Genomic DNA, 24,659 nt, shown 5'->3' with positions numbered 1-24,659 from the left:
ACCCTCAGTCCCGTACGGCCATGACGACCAGACCGGGCCCGACGTGTTCGTCGGCGGGCAGCCGGAGCTCGGCGACCGGGCGCAGGCCCGCCTGCTCGATCAATCCGACGTACTTCTCCGGCGACCACTGATGGGTCGTCCACTCGACCGGACCGCCGTAGGCCTCGGTGCGTCGCACGTCCTCCTCGCCCGTGTGGGTGCCGGTGATGAAGCAGCCACCCGGCATCAATGCGCGGGCGAATGAGGCCAGCACCTGCGGGAGAACGTGCCGCGGGAGGTTGAACAACGACCACCAACCCAGGACGCCGCCCAGCGATGCATCGGCGAGATCCAGGTCGGTCGCCGAGCCGACCTCGAAACGGCAGGACGGGTGCAGGCGACGCGCATTGTCGATCATGCGCGGCGAGAGGTCCACGCCGGCCACGTCGAGTCCGCGCTCGGCGAGATAGGCGGTGACTCTCCCGGGTCCACAGCCGACGTCGAGTACGGGACCGATGCCCGCCACCGATTCGGCGAACGCGTCGAGTGCGGCCTTCAGCCAAGGACGGCACCGGGGGTCGCCGATTCCCGTGTCGACCACCAGTCGGACGTAGGCGTCGGCCACCCGGTCATAGGACGCGCGGACGGCGTCGAGGTCGGCCGGTCGATCGATGGGGTCGGCGCGCATGCGCCCACGATATGACCCCGATACGACACCGCCCCCGGTCCGAGGCCATCGGACCGGGGGCGGCGGCGTGTCGATCCGAGTCGACTACGGGGTGTTGAACCAGGCGACGACCGACGGCCAGGCCTTCGGGTTCGACTCGCCGTAACCGATGTAGGCACCGATGAACGCGCCGACGCCGGCACCGATCCAGCCGAAGACGATGAAGCCGACGAGGCCACCGACCAGCGTGTACAGGGGTGTGTTCCCCCGCCAGCCCTTGTTCAGTTCCGCCCACATGATGTCGTAGCGCTGGGCCTTGGTCAGACGCTTCTGCTTGGCCGCGTCGGTGGCTGCCGAATCGAGCAGCGCACGGAGGTCCGGGCTGACCGTGGGGGTCAGAGTGGCCTGCGACCGGTCCGCGCTGACCGCGGCGCGCAGCGGAACGGTGAACCCGTCGATCCGCCCCGACAGCGGCATCGACGACACGGTGCGGCCGCGACCGTCGAGGATCTGGAGCGCCCCCGCCGGGCTGACCACGACGCTGCCCCCGCGCACGTCGACGATCACGCTCTTGTGGTCCGCGGCGATCGCCGCGGACGCCGTCGGGAGCGCCACCGTCGCCGGTGCCGCGTGTGCCGTCGCAACGGGGACGGCGATGAGTACTGCACCCATCATGGCCAGCGCCATGATCCCTGCCCTGAGGTGCTTCATGTGTGGATTCTCTTTCTCACGAGGATCTTTCGGCCCGTGCTCGGGCCGCGGTGATCATATCGGAGAAGAGGCACCTTCCCGCAATCGTCTCAACAGGCCAATCCTGCCCGACGGGTCGACGAATCACATTGCCGTGCAAAAGGATTGAGAATCGTGAGCGGGATCACTCCGGGGTCTGGGGCAGTTTCACCTTCGCGCCACCGGGTTTCGCCGGATTCGACGGCGGCGGGACCACCGGACCGATGTCGCCGTCGGGCGCCTCGTCGAGGTCGACGATGACCGGCGCGTGATCACTGGGCTTGCTGCCCTTGCGCGCCTTGCGGTCGATCCAGGCCGCCTCGACCCGGCCGGCGGCCGACTCGCCCGCCAGGATGAGATCGATCCGCATGCCCAGGTCCTTGTGGAACATTCCGGCACGGTAGTCCCAGTAGCTGAAGACCCGGTCATCCGGCCAGCGGTCCCGGACGACGTCGCGCAGACCCAGTGCCGCGAACTCGGCGAGTGCAGCCCGTTCCGGCGCGGTGACGTGGGTGTGCCCGACGAAGGCATCGGGATCGAAGAGGTCCGCGTCGGCGGGCGCGATGTTGATGTCACCGCAGAGCAGCGTCGACGAGGGCTCCGTCACCGCCTGCGCGAGCGCCGAGAGCCACTCGAGTTTGTAGGTGTAGTGATCGGAGTCGGGGGTGCGGCCGTTGGGGACGTAGAGGGAGTAGATGCGCAGACCGCCGCACACCGCCGAGACCGCGCGCGCCTCGAGCGTCTCCGGATCGGGGTAGCCCGGCATGCCGTCGAAACCCACCTGCACGTCGTCGAGCCCGACCCGCGACAGCAACGCGACGCCGTTCCACTGGCCCTGCCCGGCATGCGCGATCTCGTACCCTCGTTCGGCGAGATCGGCGCCGAGAGCCTCGTGGAATGCGTCGTCGGAGAGCTTGGTCTCCTGCAGGCAGACGACGTCGGGCCGCCGTTCGTCGAGCCAGGGCAGCAGGCGCGGAATCCGCTGTTTCACCGAGTTCACATTCCAGGTCGCGACGCGCATGCGCCCACGGTAGTACGACGCACCGACGCCGATTCGCACCCGGCATCCGGGCTTTCCTTCGGCGGTGATGTGTGTCACGTTGGTGTCATCGACACTCTCTCGTTCCGGTCCGATCAAACGCCACACCGCCCTGTCATCGAGCACTCGTGGCGACGGTCGGCGCTGTCGGGAGTCAGACCGGAGGACAACACCCCGGCCCGCCTGCACGACATCGGTTCCGCCGATCCCCTGCTCGACGCGGCGCGGCCCGTACTCGACGACGCCGCCGCGCGTCTCGCCGAGACCGACGTGTCCTTGCTGCTGGTCGACCACGAGTGCCGCATGGTCACCCGGGTGGCGTTCGGGACGACCGTCGAACGCCGGCTCGATGCGATCGGCGCCGCACCCGGCGTCCCGTTCGGCGAGGACATCGTCGGGACCACCGCGCTCGGCACCCCCGCCGAGACGCGCGGCGGGGTGATCGTCAACAGCACCGAGCACTACCTCGAACAGTTCCGGTCGATCAGCTGTTACGGCCAGCCGATCATCCATCCCGCGACCCGCCGTCTGGCGGGGATCATCTGCATGTCCGAGATCGCCGACCGGATCAACCCGCTCGCGGTGCCGGTGGTCGACGGCATCGTCGCCGACATCGCCGACCGGTTGCTCGACCGCTCCCGCGCACACCAGCGGCGGGTGCTCGACGCCTTCCAGCGCGCCGCCCCACGACGCGACGTCGCGGTCGCCGCCGTCGGCGACGACCTGCAGCTCACGAATGCCCTGGCCGCCGAACTGCTCTCCCCCACCGACATCGGTGCACTCCGCGCCATCGCCACCGATCCCGCTCTCCGAACGACGACGCTGCCGCTGACCCTCGTCTCCGGGGCCGAGGTCGAGATCGCCGTCGAACCGGTGGCCGGCACCCGCGGCGCCGCGCTCTTCCGGTTCCGCCCTCTCGCCGCGCCGACGCCGACGCGACCGACTCCGGTCCGGCCCTCACCGACGACCGTCGCCGTGTCCGGGGAGCCGGGCACCGGACGCACGACCCTGGCCCTCGAACTGGCTTCCGAGGGGGCCGTGATCATCGACGTCGCCGACGAGCTGATCGCCGGCCGGCAACCAGACGTCGCGGCGTTCCTCACGCGCGCCCGATCCTCTGGTGTGCCGCTGGTCATCGACGGCGTGGACCTGCTCGACGACAGGTCGGTGGCTCTACTCACCAGGGCCGCCGCGCCGACTCCGGCGGCGACCCCGTTGATCCTCGTCAGCGGCCCGCGCGCGCAGCTGGGTCCCACGGTCGCGGCGCTGCTCGGCCGATGTGCGACCCGCGTCGACCCGGCGCCTCTGCGGCACCGCATCTCAGAGCTCGCGGCCATCGCGAGCGGCATCCTCGGTGACATCGATCCGGAGCTCACGCTGTCCGGTCCGGCGACCGATGCGCTGCTCAGCCAGGACTGGCCCGGGAACCTCACCGAGCTGATCGCGGTCCTGCGGGGCGCCGCGGAATCGTGCCGGCACCGGACGGCACGCGTGATCGAGACCGCCGATCTGCCGGCCGCCTACCGGACGACGAGTCGGGCGGCGCATCTCTCCGGCCGGGAACAGGCCGAACGCACCGCGATCGTCGATGCGCTCGATCGTTCCGGCGGCAACAAGGTCCACGCCGCGCGGGACCTCGGCATCAGCCGCACCACGTTGTACGCGCGGATGCGAGCACTCGGGATCTAGGGAGTACCGCGATGGGACCGGGCCGAACGTCAGTCGACGAGCGGATCGGCCAGGGTCTGTCGGGCGAGCGCGGCGATGAGATCGGTCTGCGTGACGATGCCGACCAGCAGATCCCCGTCGAGCACGGGCACGGCGTCGCAGCCGCTGTCCGCGAGCATCGGCAACAGCGCGGTCACCGGCGTATCCGGCGCCGCGAACGGCAGGGTCGTGTCCATGACGTCGGCGGCCGTCAGGACGGTGCCGTCCCGGCGCAGCAGGCGGCCGAACCGGCGGTCCGAACCGCGTTGTGCCGACCCCCCGCGTAGACGGGAGACGAGATGGAGTTGGAAGACGACACCCAGGAACCGGCCGCCGCGCGTCACCACGGGCAGCGAGGTGAAGCGGTGGGTGTCGAACATCTGCGCGAGGTCGGTCAGCGTCGAATCGGGTCCGACGGTCACCAGCCCCCGGGACATGACGTCACCTGCGACGAGCGGACCCGCGCGGTGACCCGCGGCCTGGAGTTCGGCGGCGCCGATGAGTCGGGCGAGGTCTGCGACACCGAGGTTGAGGGACTGGCTGTACCGGTCGAGGATGTCGGTCAACTCGTTCTCGTCCAGCCCGATCCGCGCGGTGGCCGACGACTCGTCGTCGAATCGGCGGTACGGATACCGGCGTCCGGTGAGACGCGCGTACACGGCCGCGAGGACGACCAGCGCGATCGTCCCCACCGCGACCGGGGCCAGCGCGAACCGGAATCCGAGTGCTCCGATCACGTCCGGACTGAGTCCGGCGGTCATCGCCACCGCGCCGCCCGGCGGATGCACCGCGCGGCAGGCGACCATGGCCATCACCGCGGCGCCGACGGCGAGCGGGATGCGCAGCTGACCCGGCGACACCACCAGCGTCACCGCGACCCCGGCCAGCGCGGACACCGTGTTGCCGACGACCGCCGACCAGGGCTGTGCGAGCGGGCTGTTGGGCGCGCCGAACAGCAGTACGGCCGACGCCCCGAACGGCGCGATCAGGAACAGCCCCGTCCGCAGGTCGACACCCGACGTCGCGAGTACGAGTCCGACGAGCCCGAGGCCCAGCGCCGATCCGGCACCTGCGCGCACGGCCTCGCGCAGCGACACCGGCGACGGCGACGGCCCCACGGACTGCAACGCACCCCGCAATCGATCGGCCACGCGCACTGCCATCGGTTCCTTTCCTGCACGACGGCGGCGAGCGCCACCCCCGGACACGCTAGCGACGACGCCGACCGCACTTTTCTCGACCTCCGGTTCCCGGCGACCGGCACACCGACGCCAGGTGTTCAGTTTCTGGACACGGCGACCGGCCCGATCGGTGGCAGAAATGAGTCAGGTCACAGCTATGACCCAGATCACCCCTGACCGACTCATCTCGACCCGCTCGCTTCGCTACCGGCGACGAGCGCCTGCCCAGGAGGTTCCCATGACCGCAGTCGCCACCGAGTTGCTCCCGAAAGTCCGCGACTTCATCGGCCACGACCGACCGATGCTGATCGGCGGGGAGTGGGTGTGGTCCGCATCCGGCCGCACCTTCGAGACCATCGACCCCGCCACCGCACGCCCGCTCACCTCGGTCGCCCATGGCGACGCCACCGACATCGACCGTGCGGTCCGCGCCGCCCGCGAGGCCTTCGATTCCGGACCGTGGACCCGGATGAAGCCGAACGAGCGCGAACGTCTGCTCTGGCGAGTGGGCGATCTCCTGTCCGAGCGCGCCGCCGAATTCGGTCAGCTCGAGGCACTCGACAACGGCAAGGCCGCGACCATCGCCACCGCCGTGGACACCGCCTGGGCGGCCGACATCTTCCGCTACAACGCGGGCCTGGCCACCAAGATCACCGGGTCGACCGTCGACGTCTCGATGCCCTTCGTGCCGGGCGGCGAGTTCCACGCCTACACGCTGCGCGAACCGGTCGGGGTGTGCGGGCTCATCGTCCCGTGGAACTTCCCGCTGCTGATGGCCGCCTTCAAACTGGCGCCGGCGCTGGCCGCGGGCAACACCGTCATCCTCAAGCCGGCCGAGCAGACCCCGCTCACCGCACTGCTGCTCGGTGAGATCTTCGACGAGGCAGGCTTCCCGCCCGGCGTGGTCAACATCGTCGCCGGATTCGGCGAGGCCGGCGCCGCACTGGCCGCACACGACGACGTCGACAAGATCGCGTTCACCGGGTCCACCGAGGTCGGCAAGAAGATCGTCGAGGCGGCGAAGGGAAATCTGAAGAAGGTCTCGCTGGAGCTCGGTGGCAAGAGCCCCAACATCGTCTTCGCCGACGCCGATTTCGAGAAGGCGGTGGCCGGTTCGGTGGCCGCGTGGATGTTCAACCACGGCCAGTGCTGCGTCGCCGGCACCCGACTCTTCGTCGAGCGCCCCATCTTCGACGACTTCACCGCGGCGGTCGCGGAAGCGGCTTCGCAGGCGAAGATCGGACCGGGCCTCGATCCCGCCACCGAACTCGGACCGCTGGTCAGCCAGGAGCAGTTCGACCGCGTGTCCGGCTACCTGTCGGCCGGACTCGCCGACGGAGCGCGTGCACTGACCGGCGGAAAGCGTTGGGGCGATGAGGGATTCTTCATCGAGCCGACGGTGTTCGTCGACGTCGAACCCAGCTTCTCGATCGTGCAGGAGGAGATCTTCGGCCCGGTCGTCGCCGCGCTGCCCTTCGACGCCGACGCCGGGGTGGCCGCCGCCGCCAACGACTCGATCTACGGTCTCGCCGCAGGCATCTGGACCACCGACCTGTCGAAGGCACATCGAACGGCCCGCCAGATCCAGGCGGGATCGGTCTGGGTCAACCAGTACAACGGCTTCGACACCGCGATGCCCTTCGGCGGATACAAGCAATCCGGCTGGGGGCGCGAACTCGGCTCGTCGGCGATCGATCTCTACACGCAGACCAAGGCCGTGAACATCGCTCTCTGATCCGCTTCCACTCCCCCAGATCCCTCTAGTGCAAAGGAGCACGCCATGACACTCACCACCAAGGCCGCCGTTCTCACCGCGCCCGGAAAGCCCTTCGAGATCGTCGAACTGGACCTGGACGAACCGCGCGAGGGCGAAGTCCTGATCAAGTACACCGCCGCCGGACTGTGCCACTCCGACCTCCACCTCACCGACGGCGATCTGCCGCCGCGGTACCCGATCGTGGGTGGTCACGAAGGCTCCGGCATCATCGAGGCCGTCGGCCCCGGTGTGACCAAGGTGAAGCCGGGCGACCACGTGGTGTGCAGCTTCATCCCCAACTGCGGCACCTGTCGTTACTGCTCGACGGGCCGACAGAACCTGTGCGACATGGGCGCAACCATCCTCGAGGGCTCGATGCCCGACGGTACCTTCCGGTTCCATTCCGGCAAGGACGATTTCGGCGCCATGTGCATGCTGGGCACGTTCTCCGAACGGGCCACCATCTCGCAGCACTCGGTGGTGAAGGTCGACGACTGGCTACCGCTGGACAAGGCGGTCCTCGTCGGATGCGGCGTGCCGTCGGGCTGGGGCACCTCGGTGTACGCCGGCGGGGTACGCCCCGGTGACACCGTGGTCATCTACGGCATCGGCGGCCTCGGTATCAACGCGGTGCAGGGTGCGGTGTCGGCGGGCGCCAAGTTCGTCGTGGTCGTCGACCCGGTCGACATGAAGCGCGACGCAGCACTGAAATTCGGTGCGACGCATGCGTTTGCAGATCCCGAGGAAGCCGCCGCGAAGGTCAACGAACTGACGTGGGGTCAGGGCGCCGATCAGGCGCTCATCCTGGTGGGCACGGTCGACGAGCAGGTGGTGTCGAACGCGACGGCTGTGATCGGCAAGGGCGGCACGGTGGTCATCACCGGTCTCGCCGATCCCGCCAAGCTCACCGTGCACGTGTCGGGCACCGACCTGACGCTCAACCAGAAGACGATCAAGGGCAGCCTGTTCGGCTCGGCCAACCCGCAGTACGACATCGTCAAACTGTTGCGTCTCTACGACCAGGGCCAGCTCAAGCTCGACGAGCTGATCACCACCACCTACACCCTCGACCAGGTCAACGAGGGCTACCAGGACCTCCGCGACGGAAAGAACCTGCGCGGGGTCATCATCCACGGCGAGTGAGCCGGTAGACAGAAGACCCGAACAGCTCGCCGGCAGGTCTCAGTCACCGGCGAGCTGTTCGTCTGCACGAGCCGGCCGGACGGGCCCGGCGATCGCCGACCGCATGTACTGCACCGATGCGATGAGTCGACGGGCCTGCCGAGCAGGTGAGTACTCGGCGGGCTCCGCTCCCCGGACGCTGTACTCGACCTCCACCTCCCCGGTCGTCGACTTCCCGGTCGTCGATGCCGCGGCGCCGCCGTGTTCGATCGCCGACACCGTCGCGTCGGCGGCGCCCCGGAGCTCCTCGACGAGATCCTGCTCGATGTCCGGATCGACTCGGGCTTCGGCCGCAGCGCCGCCCGGCCGCGTCAGGGCGATCGCCGACCAGGCGAGTCCCCTCGCCTCGCGTGTCGTCTCGTGGAGATGCGGCCGCAGACGACGCAGCGTCGATCGATGGAACCTGCTGAGGGAGAAGACCGCGGAGGCCGCGGCGTCGAGCATCGCGGCCTCGGCGCCGTCGAGCACTCGGACGGAGGCCAGGGCCGCGTCGGAATCGGTTTGTCCCGGCCGGTTCTCGCCTCTGCGGAGGGCGACGGCGGCCAGGTCGACGAGCGCGTCGAAGTACGTCCGGAGCTTGGTGTCGAGGACGGGTGAGGTCGGCGTGCTCAGGATGAGGAAGGCCGCGGCCGCGCCGACCAGGGCACCACACAGCGTCTCCTCGATGCGCCACTCGAGGACGTGGCGGTTCAGGACACCGAGCAGGTCGTAGCTGTTGGTGAGGACGATCGTGATGAAGAGGATCGTCCAGGTGTAGGAGATCGCCCCGAAGTAGAAGGCGAAGAAGACCGCGCAGACCACGATCGCGTACTGCACCGCGGGGTGTTCACCGATGATCAGCACGGCGGCGACGCCGATCACGAGTCCGACCGCGGTTCCCTGCACTCGTTTGACGGCCTTGGTGAGAATGGCTCCGCGCGTGGCCATCCCGTTGAAGACCATGAAGGCGCTGAGCACCGCCCAGTACCAGCGGCTCGCCGAGATGACCTCGCCGACGGCGAGGGCCAACGAGCAGGCGACCATGACCTGGAGTGCGAATCGAGTGGTGTCGGGCCGCGGTGTCTTCTCCGCGGGCGTCGGGGTCGTCGAGGCGGTTCTCGCCCCAGTGGCGGTCGCCCCCGTGGATGTCCCGCGGCGCCGGACGGCGATCGCGCGCAGATCGGCGGTCGCCGACACGACGACGCGTAGCGTCGCGATCGTCGGGTCCGGGTCCGGTCCGGCGAGGGTCGGGGCGGCCGCGTCCGACGATGACCTCAGCGCACCGCGGACATGTGACACCGCCTGTGCGACGGCGGGACCCGCACGGTTCTCGGCCACCAGGAAGGCTGCCTGTTCACCCGACAGGTGCAGCATCGAGACCCGGCGCGACAGCGTGGTGTCATCCACGTCCGTGTAGCGCGCGGCGTCGTAGTTCTTCTGCCACGCGGCGACCGCACTCGTCGCCGCCGACAGTCGGGTGACCGATGCCACCACCCGCCGCGGCCCGGTTTCCGGTTCGCTTGCGACCCGAAGCAGGTCGTCGGCGCAGACCTGCACGCTTCGTAGGAGTCGGACCAGTTCCCCACCCGGTCGATCGGGGACCAGCACCAGCCGCACGAAGAGTGCGCTCGCCACCGCGATGACGACCAGACCGCACAGGACCGGCAACGTGTGCAGGTCCGCCTCCATCACGACGGCGAAGAAGAACGCGAAGAACCCGAAGAAGCCGAGCGCACTCCCCCGTGGCCCGTAGCGCGTCGTCCAGGCGGCGAGACCGGCGATCGCGACGAAGGCGATCGCCCGCGCGACCGGCCACGGATGCAGCAGGCACGCGAGGAGTGCCGCCGCGAAGCCGGGGACGAGCAGCGCGACGGTCGTGACGATCCGGGCCCGCGCGGTCGTGTCCTTGACCGCACCGACCGTCGCCCACAGCGACAGGAACCCGGCAGACAGTTCGGCCGCGACCGGGATGCTGACCACGGACCGGATCGCGAGGACCACCAGCGCACCGATGGCCATCGCCGACGCACCGCGCGCGGCCTTGCGCAAGCGGGCCGCTCCAGGGTCACGCGTCGTGAGCAGAGCGGTCAGTGCGAAGGGCGGCGCCATGCCCGGAATCATCTCATCGCCGGACGGGTACGCCCGGCGTCGCAGCAGCATGTTCGTGCCGCTCCGATGCGGTCGCACACGCCTACTCGAGCGGGGGTGCTTGAATCACCCTGTGACTGCGACCTGGTGGATCCGTGTACTCCGTATCGCGTTCGCGGCGCTTGGCACCTGGGCCCTCATCTATCAGGTGATGGTCCGCCTCGACGACCCAGACTTCACCCTGTGGAACTTCTTCGGCTACTTCACGGTGCTCAGCAACATCGCGGCCGCGGTCGTGCTGCTCGTCGGCGGACTACTCGCCCCCACCGGGCCGGCGTGGGAGTGGGTCCGCGGAGCCGTGACCACCTGCATGGTGATCACCGGCATCGTCTACGCGCTGCTGCTCAGCGGGGTCGACGTGGACGTCACCTACAGCTGGGTGAACGACGTACTCCACCGCATCATCCCGCTGGTGATGCTGGTGGACTGGGCCCTGGTGCGCGCCAAGCGACTTCCCGAACGCAGCTGGCTGACCTGGCTGGCCATCCCGCTGGTGTACGGCGTGTACTCACTCATCCGCGGACCCATCGTCGACTGGTACCCGTACCCGTTCCTCGACCCGCGCGAGCAGGGCTATGTCTCGATGACCATGTCGCTGGTGGTCGTGTTCGTCGGCATGACGCTCATGTCCTTCGGCGTCTACTGGGTCGGGACCCGAGGTAGGTCGCGGGACGCGGTCCCGGCCTGATCCCCCGCCGCCTGGTCCGAAAGAGCGCGACGCACCCAGCTCCGATGGTCGATCCGAAAGAGCGCGACGCACCCAGGTCTGCTGCCTGAGGTGCGAGGAGCGCAAGCCGCCGGGCTGAGTAAGCGACGAAGGAGCGCATCGAAGTCGACGAGCCTCGAAGGCCCGGTGAGACACCGTCGCCCACCCAACCACCGGTCGACGTCAACCCGACCCGCAGACGTCGATCGACGTCTGCCGGTCGAGTTGAGGTTCGGCAGTCGGGGATCCGGTGCGACGACGTCCCGACGCTTGGAGTCAGGCCGCCCCGTCGACCCCGAGCGACACCGCGAGCTGCTCGCACCAGGTGTCGACGACCTGCGCTCGGCGTGCCGAGTCATCCGACAGGGTGTCGGCCAGACCGAGACCGCGGGCGAAGTCGAGTGTCGCCTGGACGAGACGATGTCCCTTCTCGTCATCCGGCGAGACACCCATCGCCGCCATCGTGCGCTGATGAGCGGCCCGCGCGAACTTCGCCTCGAGCGGCAGGATCAGCGTGCGCAGCGCGGGGTCCGACGCCGCGGCGGCCCACACCTGCAGTGCCGCCTTGAATTCCGTTCCGGTGTAGACGTCGACCACGCGCTGGACCGCTGCCAGCACGCGTGGCGCGGTGATCGGCTCGCCCGGGGCGGCCGACGCCCCGAACTTGCTGTCGGCCGCGGTCGTAAGGTCGTCGAAGACCTGCTCGAGCGCGGCGGTGATGAGTGCTTCTCGCGTCGGGAAGTGGTGTTGCGCAGCGCCTCGCGACACGCCGGCACGTTCGGCGACCGCGGCGACGGTGGCGGCCGCCCAACCGTCCGCCGCGAGTGCGTCGATCGTCGACCGCAGCAGGCGTTCACGCGTCAGGCGCGAGCGTTCCTGCTGAGGTTCACGACGATTCGACGACACACGCGTGGACATCTTCGGCCTTGCCTCAGTACGACTTCGGGAGGCCCAGGCTGGCCTGCGCCACGAAGTTGAGGATCATCTCCCGACTGACCGGTGCGACACGGGCGATGCGGACGAGGCTCAGCATCGGCGCCATACCGTATTCGGAGGTCAATCCGTTGCCGCCCATCGAGTGCACGGCCTGGTCGACGATCTTCACGGCGGCCTCGGCCGCGGCGTACTTCGCCATGTTCGCCGGCTCGGCGGCACCCCAGTCGTCGCCGGCGTCGTACATCGTCGCGGCCTTCTGCATCATGAGCTTGGCCATCTCGAGCTCGATCTTGCCCTGCGCCAGCGGATGCGCGATGGCCTGGTGTGCGCCGATCGGCGTCTTCCACACCGTGCGCTCCTTGACGTAGGAGACCGCCTTGTCGAGTGCGAACCGTCCCATGCCGACAGCCGACGCCGCGGCCATGATCCGTTCCGGGTTCAGCCCGGCGAACAGCTGGCTGAGGGCCGCGTCCTCGTCACCGACGAGCGCGTCGGCGGGCAGCCGGACGTCGTCGAGGAACAGCTGGAACTGCTTCTCCGGGTTCTGCAGCTCCATGTCGATCATGGTGTAGGAGAAGTTCTCCGCGTCGGTCGGCACGATGAACAGCGCCGGCTTGAGCTTGCCGGTCTTGGCGTCCTCGGTACGCGCGACGATCAGGACCGCCTGGGCCTGGTCGACGCCGGAGATGTAGACCTTCTGCCCGGACAGCAGCCAGTCCGAGCCGTCACGACGGGCGGTGGTGGTGATGTTGTGCGAGTTCGACCCGGCGTCGGGTTCGGTGATGCCGAACGCCATCGTGATGGAGCCGTCGGCGAGGCCGGGCAGCCACCGCTGCTTCTGCTCGTCGGTGCCGAAGCGGGCGATCACGTTGCCGCAGATGGCCGGTGAGACCACCAGCATCAGCAGCCCGGTACCGGAGGCGGCGATCTCCTCCATGACGATCGCGAGCTCGTACATGCCGGCACCGCCGCCACCGTACTCCTCAGGGAGGTTGACGCCGATGAAGCCGAGTTTGCCCGCCTCCTGCCAGAGTTCGTCGGTCTTGCGTCCTTCACGGGCGCATTCCCGGAAGTACTCCTGACCGTATTTCGCGGCCAGCCCGGCGACCGCGTCACGCAGGTCGGCGCGCTCGGGTGTTTCCACGAACGGGTTGTCCAGAGCTGTCATCGCTTCACTCCCTTGTTGGTTCGGATTCTGCCGGCCGGCCGGATCAGGCGTGGTAGCCGAGTCGCTTCGCGGCGAGGCCGTTGAGGATCTCGGTGGTGCCGCCGCCGATGCCGATGATGCGCATGTCGCGGTACTGCCGCTCGACCTCGGTGCCGGTCATGTAACCGAGGCCGCCGTGGAGCTGTACGGCCTTGTTGGCCACCCATTCTCCCGCCTCGACGGCGGTGTTCTTGGCGAAACACACCTCGGCGATCAGGTCGTCGTGAGAGGTGACCTTCCGCTCCACGACGGCGCGCGTGTAGGTGCGGGCGACATCGATACGACGCGCCATCTCGATGAGGGTGTCCTGCACCGACTGCCGCGCGATGATCGGCTTGCCGAAGGTCTCGCGATCACGGGCCCACTGCACCGTGAGGTCGAGGCACCGCTGGGCGCTGGCATAGGCCTGCACCGCGAGGCCGGACCGCTCGGTCACGAAGGCCATGGCGATCTGGGCGAATCCGGAGTTCTCCGGACCGACGAGGTTCTTGACCGGGACACGCGCATCGACGAAGGCCAGCTCGGCGGTGTCCGAGCAGCGCCAGCCCATCTTGTCGAGCTTGCGGGTCACGGTGAATCCGGGGGTGTCCTTCTCGATGACGAGCAGCGACACACCGCCGGCGCCGGGCCCGCCGGTGCGCACGGCCGCGACGACGAAGTCCGCCCGGACGGCCGAGGTGATGTAGGTCTTGGAGCCGTTGACGATGAAGACGTCGCCGTCGCGCTCGACCTTGGTGGTGAGGTGGCCGACGTCGCTGCCGCCGCCGGGTTCGGTGATCGCGAGGCTGCCGATCTTCTCGCCGGCCAGGGTCGGGCGAACCCAGCGGTCGATCTGCTCCGGGTCGCCGGCCGCGATGAGGTGCGGCAGGGCGATCCCGTGGGTGAAGAGGCCGGAGAAGATGCCGCCCGCCGCACCGGCGTAGTGCAGTTCCTCGGCGAGGATCGTCGTGTCGATGATGTCGCCGCCGGAACCGCCGACCTCCTCGGGGATTCCGAGGCCGAACAGGCCGAGCTTGGCGGCCTCGAGGTGCAGTTCACGCGGGATCAGTCCGTCGCGCTCCCAGTCGTCCTGAAAGGGCAGAACGTGCTTCTCGACGAACTTCCGGACCATCGAACGAAGTTGGAGACGTTCCGGCGTATCCCAGACGTTGGGGCTGACAATGGGCACCCGAGACTCCTTGGTTGTGACTGCGGTTGATTGGTGGTTCTGAAGGTGAGCCGGCGGCGGTTCAGGCCCCGCGCGGCTCTCGGCCGGCACCGGGCGGACCGGCGAAACACTGTGCGATGCCGGACCACTCGTGTGCGTCGTCGCCGACGATCTCGAGGTCGAGGTCGGCGAGGTTGCGACGCTGGGTCACGAGTTGGCAGAAGTCGAGCGCCGAACCGCTCACGACGTTCGACGCGTCGCCGGGTCCCCAGGTCCACAGCTCCCCCGACGGCGAGGTCAGCGCATGGCGGAACGGTTCGGCCGGCGGGGTCTTGCCGTTGACGATGTAGGCGAAATCGCGTGTGCGCACACCGATGTGGGCGACGTGCCGAATCCGGTCGCTCGGCAGCATCGTCACACCGAGGGCGTCGGCGACGTCGAGGCCGTGTGCCCAGGTCTCCATCAGTCGCGCGGTCGCCATCGACGCCGCCGACATGGGCGGGCCGAACCACGGGATCTTCACGCCCTGGGGCACTTCGCGCAGGGCATCCGCGAGCCGGGCGCGAGCGAGGCGCCAGCCGGCGAGGATCTCGTCGATCGGGGCACCCGCCCCGGCCTCGGCGGCATCGTCGACATAGGTCTCGGGATTGTTCTGCAGGGCCTCGGTGACGAGGTCGGTGAACCGGTCGGGATCGGTGGCCGCGATGGCCGCGACCTCGTCGGTCCAGGCCAGGTGCGCGATCTGGTGGGCGATGGTCCACCCCGGGGCGGGCGTCGGCGTCGCCCATCCGGCGTCGTCGAGGCCGGCGACCAGCGCGTCGAGCTGGTCCGACTCGGCTTCGAGATCTGCCACGACGCCGTACACGGCCGCTGCTCGATCGGTCATGCGATCAGCCTCACACACCTGCCCAGAAGAATCAAGCGCGCTTGATTGTTTCTTTGGTCCGCGACGCCGGAAGCCGCCTCTGCTGTGCGCCCCCTGGAGGGGGTGACGGTATGTCAGCAGCGACCCCGCCACACAGGGCGCACTTCAGGGGCGGGTTTCGGGCAGCGCCCCGACGACCGTCAGTGGTAGTGGACGTCGAGCGTCGCGCGGCTCAGCAGGACGTCGTCGTAGGAGGTCATGGTGGCCTCGAAGGAGGAGATACGACGCCCGGTCTTGATCGGTGTCACCTCGACGGTGACCTCGCCGCCGTCGACCGCGGGTGACCGGTAGAAGCCGATCGCCATGTCGCCGATCGAGTACTCCTGCCCCGGTCCGGTATGCAGGTGTCCGGCGAAGGAACCCGCCTGGCCGACGATCGTGGCGATGACGCCGCCGTGCATGGTGCCGAACATGTTGCCCATCCAGGGGTCGGTGGCGCTGCGGAAGCGGATGCCGGCGTCCCGGTCGGTGGCCCCGTCGAGCACCTCGATCGTGCCGTTCAGCATCTCGACGAGCGGACCGGCGTCGCGCTGCTTCGTCGCGATCTCCCCCACGACCTCACGTCCGGTCAACCCTGCGGGGATCGCGGCCGGGAGGGTCACACCATGGTCGTCGGCGCATCGGGGTGTCGCCATCCCGATCTCCGCGGACGGGGTCTGCCCGGTCGGGGCGCGTCCGACCCGCACGTTGCGCGCGGTTCCGACACAACACAGTTGTCCTGCGCCGGTGCGGATCTCGACGCTGGTCGAACCCCAGCCGTCGTCGTGCATCACGACTTCGGCCCGCGCCGCGAGCATGTCGCCGAGCCGCGCGCGGCCGTGCGTCGACAGCGACAAGCGTGCCTGCAGGGTGGCAGCCGCCGGATCTTCGTGGACCCGATGGAACGGGATGCCGCCGCAGTGGTCGAAGAGAACGGCGAGCGCGGGCAACTCGATCAGCCCGCGGTGATCGGCGAACTGCGAACACAGCAGCTGGGCGGCGCGCACACCCTTGCCCTCCACGGCGAGATCGCCGAGATGGAATGCGGACAGTGGGTCGTGCGGGCCAGGGTTCGGTGACACAGCGTGCTGCGGATCGCTCATGTGTCTTCTGTATCAGCAGAGTGCCGCCGACCTCACCTTGAGGAGTCCAACGTCACTCCCGTAGTCTGTGTCCAAAGTGTCCGAAGTGACGGGAGATACACATGGGCCGCAAGATTATTGCCGGACTCGGAGCCGCTGCAGCAGCCGGCGCACTGACCCTGGGCGCTGCGACCGCGCAGGCCGCGCCGGGTGAGCAGGCTCTGAACGTCGAACAGATCCCGAACGCCGGCATCACCGTCGGGTCGAACGGTGTCACCGGAGGTTTCGTTGCCTCGATCCTCGCATCCGCGACCGAACCCGGGGTCACCCAGGTCTCGTTGAACACCACCCCGACGGAGTCCTGCTCGACGAATCTCAAGGACGCGCGCGTCGGCATCTCCTGGACGAACAAGTCCACCGGGAGCACCGGCAGCGACGTCTTCGCCGCATGCACCGACGGCCGCCCGTCGGACGGCGTCGCCATCGCCACCGGCGCCGGGTCCGTCGAGTTCACCACCACGATCATCGGCAAGAACGACCAGACCTTCACCGTCGTGCCCGGTAGCGGCTCTTTCACCCGCTAGGAGCACACGCACGACCCCTGTCGGGGACGCTTCGGCGCCCCCGACAGGCATGCGAGTAGACAATATTTCAGATCTGTACACGGACCGGGTGAACACGTTCTAGATTTGGCCGCATGGCCGAGACAGTCACCCAGCTCCTTCAGGAACGCGCCGACGACGACAACCTGGCAATCACCTACGAGGGCAGCCGGTGGACGTGGCGCGAGTACATCCGCGACGCGGAGAAGACCGCCGCCGCAGTGCTATCGGTGGCCGACGCCACCCGCCCGATGCACATCGGCACTCTGCTGGGGAACACCCCGGACATGCTCATCGCCCTCGCCGCGGGGGCTCTCGGCGGCTATGTCACCGCCGGCATCAACAACACCCGACGCGGGGAGGGGCTGGCCGCCGACATCCTGCGCGCGGACTGCCAGATCCTGATCACCGACGCCGAACACCGCCCCCTCCTCGAGGGGCTGGACCTGAGTGGCGTCACCGTCCTGGACACCTCGACAACGCAGTGGGCCGACCTCATCGCCGGCGCAGGCGAGCTGACCCCGCATTCGGTACCGGGGGCCATGGACACCTTCATGCTGATCTTCACCTCGGGCACCAGCGGCAACCCCAAGCCTGTTCAGTTCGCGCACTTGATGATCCCGTTCGCCGGACCGGTCCTCGTGGACAAGTACGACATCGGGCCCGGCGACGTCTGCTACCTCTCGATGCCACTTTTCCACAGTGCCGCACTGATGGGCGGGTACTGTGTCGCACTGTGCGGTGGCGCCGCGATCGCCCCGGCGAAGTTCTCCGCGTCGACCTTCCTCGAGGACATCCGGCGCTACAAGGCGACGTACATGAACTACGTCGGCAAGCCGCTCGCCTACATCCTCGCCACCGAGGAGAAGCCCGACGACGCCGACAATCCCCTGCGGGTCGCCTTCGGCAACGAGGCCACCGACCGCGACATCGACGAGTTCTCACGACGCTTCGGCTGCACGGTCTGGGACGGCTTCGGTTCCACCGAGCTCGCGATCATCATCACCCGCGAACCCGGTACCCCGCACGGCTCCATCGGCCGGGGCTTCCCGAACGTCGCGGTGTACAACTCGTCGACCGTCAGCGAATGTCCCGCAGCCGAATTCGACGAGAACGGGGCGCTCCTCAACTCCGACGAGGCCATCGGTGAACTGGTGAACATCGAGGGCGGCGGAATGTTCATGGGGTACTACAACGACTCCGACGCCACCAACGAGCGCCTGCGCCACGGGATGTACTGGTCGGGCGACCTCGCCTACAAGGACTCCGAGGGCTGGATCTACCTGGCCGGGCGCACCGGCGACTGGTTGCGCGTCGATGGCGAGAACCTCGCCGCCGGCCCCATCGAACGCATCCTGCTGCGGATCCCCGAGATCAACCGCGTCGCCGTGTACGCGGTGCCCGACGAGCACGTCGGGGATGCCGTGATGGCTGCCGCGGTGCTTCAGGACGACGCGGTGCTGACGCCGGAGTCGTTCGCCGAACAGCTTGCGGCCCAGGCGGATCTGTCGCCGAAGGCCTGGCCGAGGTACGTACGGATCGCCGACGACCTGCCGACGACCGCCACCAACAAGATCCTCAAGCGCACCCTGAAGCAGGAGGGCGCGACCGCGGGCCACGGAACCCTGTGGGTACGGGAGCCACGGTCGCAGACCTACGGCGAGGCCGTCGGCGCGGGCACCGGCTCCCCGTAGGCGAGAACGCACGAGACCATGGATCAACTCACCGAACTCGGTTACTACGCGCTGTCCCGGCACCCGGTCACCCCACGCGAACTCGCCGCCGAGGCCCGGTTCGCCGACGAGAGCGGACTCGGGACGGCGTTCGTCTCGGAACGCTTCAACGTCAAGGACGCCGCCGCACTGTGCGGCGCTCTCGCCGGTGCGACGGAGAACCTCGGGATCGCCACGGCCGCAACCAACCACAACACGCGGCACCCCATCGTCACCGCGACCATGGGGGCGACCCTCGCCGAGGTCTCCGGCGGCCGTTTCGCTCTGGGACTCGGTCGTGGGATCACCCCTCAGTGGCAGATCCTCGGCGTCCCGCTCGTCACCGGCGCGGCCCTGCGTGACATCACCGGCCTCCTCCGCAAGCTGTGGGCGGGTGAGATGGTCATCGGGCACGACGGGCCCGCCGGTTCCTATCCGTTGCTCAATCTCGGGGTGACGCTCGATCCCCCACCACCGATCCTGCTCGTGACGATGAGCCGCAGAACGCTCGAACTGGCCGGTGAGATCGCCGACGGGGTCGTCCTGCACACGTACTTCAGCGCCGACGCCACCCGGCGGGCGGTCGCTCACGTGCGCAGTGCGGCCGAGCGCGCGGGCCGCGACCCCGCGTCGATCCGGATCTGGTCGGTCGTGGCCACCCTCTCCGACGACCTGGACCCCACCGACCGGCTGCGCAGGCTGTACGGCCGCCTCGCGACCTACCTGCAGGGCTATCCGGATCAGCTCATGGGCGCCAACCAGTGGGACCCCACCGATCTCGAACGAGTCCGCGCCACCGCGGCGTTCACCGGGGCCCGCGGCCCGATCGACGCCACCGCCACCGCTGACGAACTCGGCGAGCTGGCCGACACCATCCCGGAGGCCTGGGTCGCCGACTCCGCCACCGGTTCACCGTCCGACTGCGCGAAGACCGTCGCCGAGCAGTTCGATCTGGGCGTCGACTCGGTGATCCTGCACGGAGCGACGCCCACCGAGCTCGCTCCGGTTGTCGAGGCGTATCGCGACATACGCCCCGACCGCGCGGCCGGGCTGCCGGTCAATCCCGGAAGGATGCCCTCGTGACGGTGAGGTCCACATGACAGAGACCATCGAGATACCCACGAGCGTGGACCAACTCACGCCCGCCTGGCTGACCGCCTTCCTCGGGGAGAACGGTCACGACACGTCGATCGTGTCGGTCGCCGCGGAAGCCGTGGGAACGGGACAGATGGCGGGGTCGTACCGGCTGACACTCGACCACGGGTCGCCGACGGACCTGCCGGCCACCATGGTCGCGAAGCTGGCCACCGGCGGCCCCGAGCAACGGGAGTTCGGCTCCGGCGTGTTCCGCAACGAGGTGCGCTTCTACCGCGACCTGGCCGCCGGCTTCACCGTCCCGATGCCACGATGCTTCGCCGCGACCATCTCCGATGCCGGCACCGAGTTCGTCCTGCTCCTCGAGGACATGGGCGAGGCGGTGCAGGGCGATCAGATCACCGGATGCACTCCGGCGCAAGCGGAGTCGGTCGCGGTGGCCGCCGCCGGTCTGCACGCACCACGGTGGAACGACGCCGCTCTGCTCGAGGAGATGCCGCTGCCCGGGGTCCCGGAACGCGAGATGATGGAGTCGATTCTCGCGCCGATGGCCGACGTCTATCGCGACCGTTTCTCCCCCGATACGGCGAGTTCCGCGGCGATCGACTGGCTGGTGCGGGAGGCCGGTGACTGGCTCGTCGCCCCGTTGCGCAACGCCGCGCTGATCCACGGCGATCTGCGCGTGGACAATGTGCTGTTCGGGCCCGCGGGTGACGTGACGGTGATCGACTGGCAGACGATCACCACCGGCAACCCCCTGCGCGACATCGCTTTTCTGCTCAGCACCAGCCTGACCACCGAGGACCGGCGGAAGCACGAGCGCGGCATCGTCGCGTCCTATCACCGTGCGCTGGTCACCGAGGGAGTCACCGGCTACACGCTCGACGAATGCTGGACCGACTACGTCGCCAACCTCATCCAGGCGCCGCTGATCATCGTCTTCGGTTCGGCCGCCGCACAACCGACCGAGCGCGGCACCGCCATGTTCGACGCGATGCTGTCCCGCAGCGCGGCCGCGATCGACGACCTCGTGCCGGGCGGGCTGGGGGGACGTTGAAGCTCGTCATCGGCGGCAACGGGTTCCTTGGGTCCCGACTGGTTCGCCAACTCGTCGAGAACGGGGAGCACGTCCGCGTCCTCACCCGTGCGACCAGCGACCTCCGCACTCTGGCCGGCCTCGACTTCGACCATGCCATCGGCGATCTCTTCGACGCCGGCTCGGTCTGTACGGCGATGGAGGGCTGCGACGTCGTGTTCCACTGCGCCGTCGACACCCGTGCCTGGCTGCGGGATCCGGCGCCGCTGTACCGCACCAACGTCGAGGGATTGCGGGCGGTGCTCGACGTCGCCGCCGGTCAGCCGTTGCGCAAGTTCGTGTTCACCAGCACTGCCGCCACCATCGGACGGGTGAAGGATCGTCGCGCCACCGAGGACGACGCGTTCAACTGGTCGGGCGCGCCCGACTATGTGAAGAGTCGCGTCGCGGCGGAGGACCTCCTTCTGGCTCGTGCCCGCGAGGGTTCGGTGCCGGGCGTCTCGATGTGCGTCGCCAACACCTACGGTCCCGGTGACTGGCAGCCGACGCCGCATGGATCCTTCGTCGCCGGTGCTGCGCTGGGTAAGTTGCCGTTCACCATCCGCGGCTGGTGCGCCGAGTCGGTCGGCATCGACGACGCGGCCCGCGCCCTGATACTGGCCGGGGAACGCGGCCGGGCCGGCGAGCGCTACATCGTGTCCGACCGGTCCATCGACATGAGCGAGATCACCGAGATAGCAGCCCGCGAGGCCGGACGGCAACCACCGCGGCTCGCCCTCGACCGCGCGGCGCTGTATGCCGTCGGTGCGGTCGGCTCAGCACGCGCGACGATCACCCGCGAGCCCGTCCAGCTGACCGTGCCGTCGGTGAAGCTCATGTTCTTCATGTCCGAGATGGACCACGGCAAGGCCGAACGCGACCTGGGCTGGACGCCGCGCCCGGTGACCGAGGCCATCGCCGAAGGCGCGAGGTTCTGGGTGGAGCGTCGGGCCGCGCGCCGCCCCTGACGCCCTCCGCCGCCTGAGGTGCGAGGAGCGATAGCGACGAGCCTGACGCCTCCGCCGCCTGAGGTGCGAGGAGCGATAGCGACGAGCCTCGAAGACATCCCAAGGGTGCAAGGTGTCAAGCGGCGAGGTTGATGCGGTGGCCCCAGGCGGTGTGTTCGTCGTAGAGAGTGCGGTGGGTGAGGCAGCCGTGAAGGATGCCGATGAGCCGGTTGGCCAACGCGCGTTGGGCTTGGGTGTGGGTCTTCTTCTGGGCTCTGAGGTTGTCGTAGTAGGCGCGGGCGCCGGGACTGCCGGTCACGCGCTTTGCGCCATCGCCATGGCAGCATCGTTGAGTCGGGTGTTGCGGATATGACGGGCCAATACGACGTGACCTTTGCCCGACGCGATGGTTCGCGGTGTGAATCGCCCCGGGTTTGCTGGAGGCTCGGTTAGTTGGTTCCAGTGGTTGCCGGGACCGGGGTTTTCACGGTAGCTGGTGACTGTGTGGGTCGACCAGTAGGTCGGTCTCGTACTCGACGGGTGGGATGTGTCCGATCTCGCCGTGCAGGCGGCGGTGATTGAACCAATCGATGTACTCGGCGACGGCGATCTCGACCTCACCGACACCACCCCAACCACCTCGAGGGCGCATGATTGGGTTGCGGATGCATTCGGCCTTGAACAGCGAGTTGAACGCCTCGGCCATCGCATTGTCGTACGAATCGCCCTTAGAGCCAACAGAAGTCACCGCGTCGGCTTCGGCGAGGCGTTCGGTGTAACGGATCGCTCGATACTGCACTCCGCGGTCGGAGTGGTGAATCAGCCCGGCCACGTCCTGGCCGGCACGCGAGCGAGCCCACAACCCCATGTCCAGGGCGTCGAGTGCGAGGTCGGTGTGCATGGTGGTCGAGACCTGCCAGCCCACGACCATCCTCGAGAAGACATCAAGGATGAACGCGGCATACACCCACCCCGAGTGGGTGCGGATGTAGGTCAGGTCGGCCACCCACAGCGCGTTGGGTGCCGCCGCGGTGAACTGCCGCTCGACACGATCTGCCGGCTGCGGAGTTTCGGCCCCCTCGCTGTGCGTGGTCTTCCGTGTCTTCAGCCTCGTTATCCCCTGCAGCCCATCAGCTTTCATCAATCGTTCGACGGTGCATCGGGCCACGCCGATACCCTTCCTGCGTAGTTCGGCATGAACTTTGCGGGCGCCGTAGACGCCGAGATTGTCGGCATGCACGGTGCGGATCTCGCCGAGTAACTCGCGGTCACCGACCACCCGTGGCGCCTCGACTCGTCGAGAACTCAGATGGGCTCGCACCGTGGACGGAGCGATCTGGGCGGCCGTATCGCGCAAGGCCGCGCAGATCGGATCGACTGGCGTGTTCGCCACGATGAGTGGCGACGAACTCCACGATCAGCGCTGTGGGCGGTCGATCTCCGCCGCAAAGAAAGCCGAGGCCTGCTTCAAGATCGCGTTCGCCCGCCGCAGCTCACGGTTCTCGCGCTCTAGCTGCGCGATCCGTTCAGCCTCGCTGGTCGTGGTACCCGGTCGAACGCCGCCATCGATCTCGGCCTGCTTGACCCAGGTGCGCAGCGCCTCCGGGTGCACACCGAGTTGATCGCCGATCCGTTTGAGCGCCCCCGGCCGCGTGGCCGGGTCCTTGCGAGCTTCCACCGCCATCCGCGTCGCCCGCTCCTTCAGCTCAACGCTGTACTTCCGTGGTGCTGCCATACTCTCCATCCTTCACAGGTTCGAGAGCCTCCGACAAACCCGGGGCGGTTCACAATGTGTCACAGGGCTTAGGTCTTCTGAAGAAGGTAGCGGCACCGGCATCATCCGACAGGGGGCGGCCAAGCGGCTGGGTCACGCTATCGCGTGTCGAACCCAATTAACCTCCCTCAACGTTGCCGGGAGCTTGTGAAGGTATCCACTAGGATCTGCGCGCACGGCCTGTCCACCGCTGAAACGATTGTGACTCGCCCGTCCGCGTCGGGCGACGCAGTCGTCTGCCCTCGGCGTTCGCCGTGCTCGACGCGAACGGTCACTTCTCCTCTTGTGGCGGCAACAACACGTGCATCTTCGACTGCGATAGCCGCGGCCAATGGGTCGTGGAGTGGGATGTGCTGTCCGCGAAATCGCTCCTGGTAGGCGTCGTAGTAGAAGTCGACGATGCGACAGAGGGTTTCGAGTTCCGGACGGTCGAGATCGCGTACGGCCGCCTGGTCTTCCCGATTGAGCAGATGGGTGTATGTCAGATCGATCGGCACGAACGTGAGCCGACTCCAGTCCGACTGGACGACGTGCGCAGCCGCCGCGGGATCAGACGCGATGTTCGCCTCCGCCCACGGGGTCACGTTGCCGGGGACGGAGAACGCACCGCCCATCACGGTCATGCCGCCCACGCGGCGTCCAAAGTCGGGCTCTTTCGCCAGGACGTGCGCGAGGTTGGTGAGTGGTCCGGTCGCGATGATGTGCAGTCGGTCGCCGTAGGTGCGAGCCAGCCGACGAAGCGTGTCGGGAGTCGTTGACTCCCCGACGTCATCCGGACCCGAGGGTAGGGACACTCCCCCTAGTCCGTTGCGGCCGTGAAATGACGAGTTGGCGTCGTCGGCGTGGTCGTCGCCCGGCGCCTCAAGTCCGACAGATACCGGGATGTCGAGCCTGCCGAACAACCGCAGCAGCCGGCGAGCGTTCGCGGCGCCCCGCCGTGCGTCAACGTTGCCCGCCACGCTTCCCACGCCGACGATGGGAGTACGCCTCGCGAGTAGGTACGCCAGGGCCAGTGCATCGTCGATACCGGGGTCGCAGTCGAGGAAAAAGGCCCGGGAATCGCTGTCGGACATCATTTTATCCCCTCCGTGGCCATCTGAGCGTG

20 protein-coding genes and 2 pseudogenes are annotated in these 24,659 nt (G+C 68.4%); 9 read left to right on the top strand and 13 right to left on the bottom strand.

Features of this window, described 5'->3' with window-relative positions; translation table 11 throughout:
* Window positions 1-4: 4 nt before the first annotated feature.
* The 3 genes from BLU62_RS29780 to BLU62_RS29770 all read right to left on the bottom strand — a co-directional run bounded on the left by BLU62_RS29780 (window position 5) and on the right by BLU62_RS29770 (window position 2,396).
* Window positions 5-667 carry a class I SAM-dependent DNA methyltransferase gene (locus BLU62_RS29780; protein WP_074854067.1) on the bottom strand — a complete coding sequence of 221 codons (663 nt, stop codon included), beginning with the start codon at window positions 665-667 and terminating at the stop codon, window positions 5-7.
* Between the two features lie 84 nt (window positions 668-751).
* Entirely contained in the window at window positions 752-1,357 is a 606-nt protein-coding gene (locus tag BLU62_RS29775; protein ID WP_074854066.1) for a DUF8020 domain-containing protein, read from the bottom strand.
* A gap of 163 nt (window positions 1,358-1,520) precedes the next feature.
* Window positions 1,521-2,396, bottom strand: a complete 876-nt coding sequence (locus BLU62_RS29770) for an exodeoxyribonuclease III (RefSeq protein WP_074854333.1) — start codon at window positions 2,394-2,396, stop codon at window positions 1,521-1,523.
* Window positions 2,397-2,465: 69 nt separating this feature from the next.
* On the opposite strand from BLU62_RS29770, the gene BLU62_RS29765 reads away from it, so the two are divergent.
* On the top strand, window positions 2,466-4,103 hold the full coding sequence (locus BLU62_RS29765) for a sigma-54-dependent Fis family transcriptional regulator (protein ID WP_074854065.1): 1,638 nt from the start codon (window positions 2,466-2,468) through the stop codon (window positions 4,101-4,103).
* Window positions 4,104-4,132: 29 nt separating this feature from the next.
* Here BLU62_RS29765 and BLU62_RS29760 read toward each other — a convergent pair whose 3' ends face one another.
* Window positions 4,133-5,284: an HPP family protein gene (locus tag BLU62_RS29760; protein WP_074854064.1), complete on the bottom strand. Its 1,152-nt coding sequence runs from the start codon at window positions 5,282-5,284 to the stop codon at window positions 4,133-4,135.
* Window positions 5,285-5,540: 256 nt separating this feature from the next.
* On the opposite strand from BLU62_RS29760, the gene BLU62_RS29755 reads away from it, so the two are divergent.
* Together BLU62_RS29755 and BLU62_RS29750 are read left to right on the top strand one after the other, a co-directional pair.
* The gene (locus tag BLU62_RS29755; protein WP_074854332.1) at window positions 5,541-7,037 is read left to right on the top strand and encodes an aldehyde dehydrogenase family protein; all 1,497 of its coding nucleotides are present in this window, start codon (window positions 5,541-5,543) and stop codon (window positions 7,035-7,037) included.
* 45 nt (window positions 7,038-7,082) lie between these two features.
* Complete coding sequence (locus BLU62_RS29750) at window positions 7,083-8,201, top strand: NDMA-dependent alcohol dehydrogenase (RefSeq protein ID WP_074854063.1); 1,119 nt, start codon at window positions 7,083-7,085, stop codon at window positions 8,199-8,201.
* 39 nt (window positions 8,202-8,240) lie between these two features.
* On the opposite strand, the gene BLU62_RS29745 is transcribed toward BLU62_RS29750, so the two are convergent.
* Complete coding sequence (locus BLU62_RS29745) at window positions 8,241-10,328, bottom strand: FUSC family protein (RefSeq protein ID WP_074854331.1); 2,088 nt, start codon at window positions 10,326-10,328, stop codon at window positions 8,241-8,243.
* 112 nt (window positions 10,329-10,440) lie between these two features.
* Between BLU62_RS29745 and BLU62_RS29740 the strand changes: the two genes are divergently transcribed.
* Window positions 10,441-11,055: a Pr6Pr family membrane protein gene (locus tag BLU62_RS29740; RefSeq protein WP_074854062.1), complete on the top strand. Its 615-nt coding sequence runs from the start codon at window positions 10,441-10,443 to the stop codon at window positions 11,053-11,055.
* A 294-nt stretch (window positions 11,056-11,349) separates the two neighbouring features.
* On the opposite strand, the gene BLU62_RS29735 is transcribed toward BLU62_RS29740, so the two are convergent.
* The 5 genes from BLU62_RS29735 to BLU62_RS29715 all read right to left on the bottom strand — a co-directional run bounded on the left by BLU62_RS29735 (window position 11,350) and on the right by BLU62_RS29715 (window position 16,370).
* Entirely contained in the window at window positions 11,350-11,991 is a 642-nt protein-coding gene (locus BLU62_RS29735) for a TetR/AcrR family transcriptional regulator (protein WP_074854061.1), read from the bottom strand.
* Window positions 11,992-12,004: 13 nt separating this feature from the next.
* Window positions 12,005-13,177: an acyl-CoA dehydrogenase family protein gene (locus BLU62_RS29730; RefSeq protein WP_074854060.1), complete on the bottom strand. Its 1,173-nt coding sequence runs from the start codon at window positions 13,175-13,177 to the stop codon at window positions 12,005-12,007.
* 43 nt (window positions 13,178-13,220) lie between these two features.
* Window positions 13,221-14,384, bottom strand: coding sequence for an acyl-CoA dehydrogenase family protein (locus BLU62_RS29725; RefSeq protein ID WP_074854059.1), 1,164 nt, complete (start codon window positions 14,382-14,384; stop codon window positions 13,221-13,223).
* 61 nt (window positions 14,385-14,445) lie between these two features.
* On the bottom strand, window positions 14,446-15,249 hold the full coding sequence (locus BLU62_RS29720) for a TIGR03084 family metal-binding protein (protein ID WP_074854058.1): 804 nt from the start codon (window positions 15,247-15,249) through the stop codon (window positions 14,446-14,448).
* A gap of 179 nt (window positions 15,250-15,428) precedes the next feature.
* On the bottom strand, window positions 15,429-16,370 hold the full coding sequence (locus BLU62_RS29715; protein ID WP_074854057.1) for a PaaI family thioesterase: 942 nt from the start codon (window positions 16,368-16,370) through the stop codon (window positions 15,429-15,431).
* A 101-nt stretch (window positions 16,371-16,471) separates the two neighbouring features.
* On the opposite strand from BLU62_RS29715, the gene BLU62_RS29710 reads away from it, so the two are divergent.
* The 5 genes from BLU62_RS29710 to BLU62_RS29690 all read left to right on the top strand — a co-directional run bounded on the left by BLU62_RS29710 (window position 16,472) and on the right by BLU62_RS29690 (window position 21,801).
* Entirely contained in the window at window positions 16,472-16,933 is a 462-nt protein-coding gene (locus tag BLU62_RS29710; protein WP_074854056.1) for a hypothetical protein, read from the top strand.
* A 113-nt stretch (window positions 16,934-17,046) separates the two neighbouring features.
* Window positions 17,047-18,645 carry a fatty-acid--CoA ligase FadD1 gene (fadD1, locus tag BLU62_RS29705; RefSeq protein ID WP_074854055.1) on the top strand — a complete coding sequence of 533 codons (1,599 nt, stop codon included), beginning with the start codon at window positions 17,047-17,049 and terminating at the stop codon, window positions 18,643-18,645.
* 18 nt (window positions 18,646-18,663) lie between these two features.
* Window positions 18,664-19,746 carry a TIGR03857 family LLM class F420-dependent oxidoreductase gene (locus BLU62_RS29700; RefSeq protein ID WP_074854054.1) on the top strand — a complete coding sequence of 361 codons (1,083 nt, stop codon included), beginning with the start codon at window positions 18,664-18,666 and terminating at the stop codon, window positions 19,744-19,746.
* 13 nt (window positions 19,747-19,759) lie between these two features.
* Window positions 19,760-20,815: a phosphotransferase family protein gene (locus BLU62_RS29695; protein WP_074854053.1), complete on the top strand. Its 1,056-nt coding sequence runs from the start codon at window positions 19,760-19,762 to the stop codon at window positions 20,813-20,815.
* Complete coding sequence (locus BLU62_RS29690; protein WP_074854052.1) at window positions 20,812-21,801, top strand: NAD-dependent epimerase/dehydratase family protein; 990 nt, start codon at window positions 20,812-20,814, stop codon at window positions 21,799-21,801. Before BLU62_RS29695 ends, BLU62_RS29690 begins: the two co-directional genes overlap by 4 nt.
* A gap of 115 nt (window positions 21,802-21,916) precedes the next feature.
* Here the strand turns inward: BLU62_RS29690 and BLU62_RS29685 are convergent.
* The 3 genes and pseudogenes from BLU62_RS29685 to BLU62_RS29670 form a co-directional block, all read right to left on the bottom strand.
* Window positions 21,917-22,200: pseudogene (locus BLU62_RS29685) on the bottom strand (IS110 family transposase); the annotation flags it as partial.
* Between the two features lie 64 nt (window positions 22,201-22,264).
* Window positions 22,265-23,515: pseudogene (locus BLU62_RS29680) on the bottom strand (IS3 family transposase).
* 167 nt (window positions 23,516-23,682) lie between these two features.
* Window positions 23,683-24,630: a nucleoside hydrolase gene (locus tag BLU62_RS29670; RefSeq protein ID WP_074854051.1), complete on the bottom strand. Its 948-nt coding sequence runs from the start codon at window positions 24,628-24,630 to the stop codon at window positions 23,683-23,685.
* Window positions 24,631-24,659: the final 29 nt, after the last annotated feature.

This window comes from Gordonia westfalica (assembly GCF_900105725.1).
Taxonomy (GTDB): Bacteria; Actinomycetota; Actinomycetes; order Mycobacteriales; family Mycobacteriaceae; genus Gordonia; species Gordonia westfalica.
Note: the sequence above shows the minus strand (reverse complement) of the source record. Positions and strands in the feature narration are given on the sequence as shown.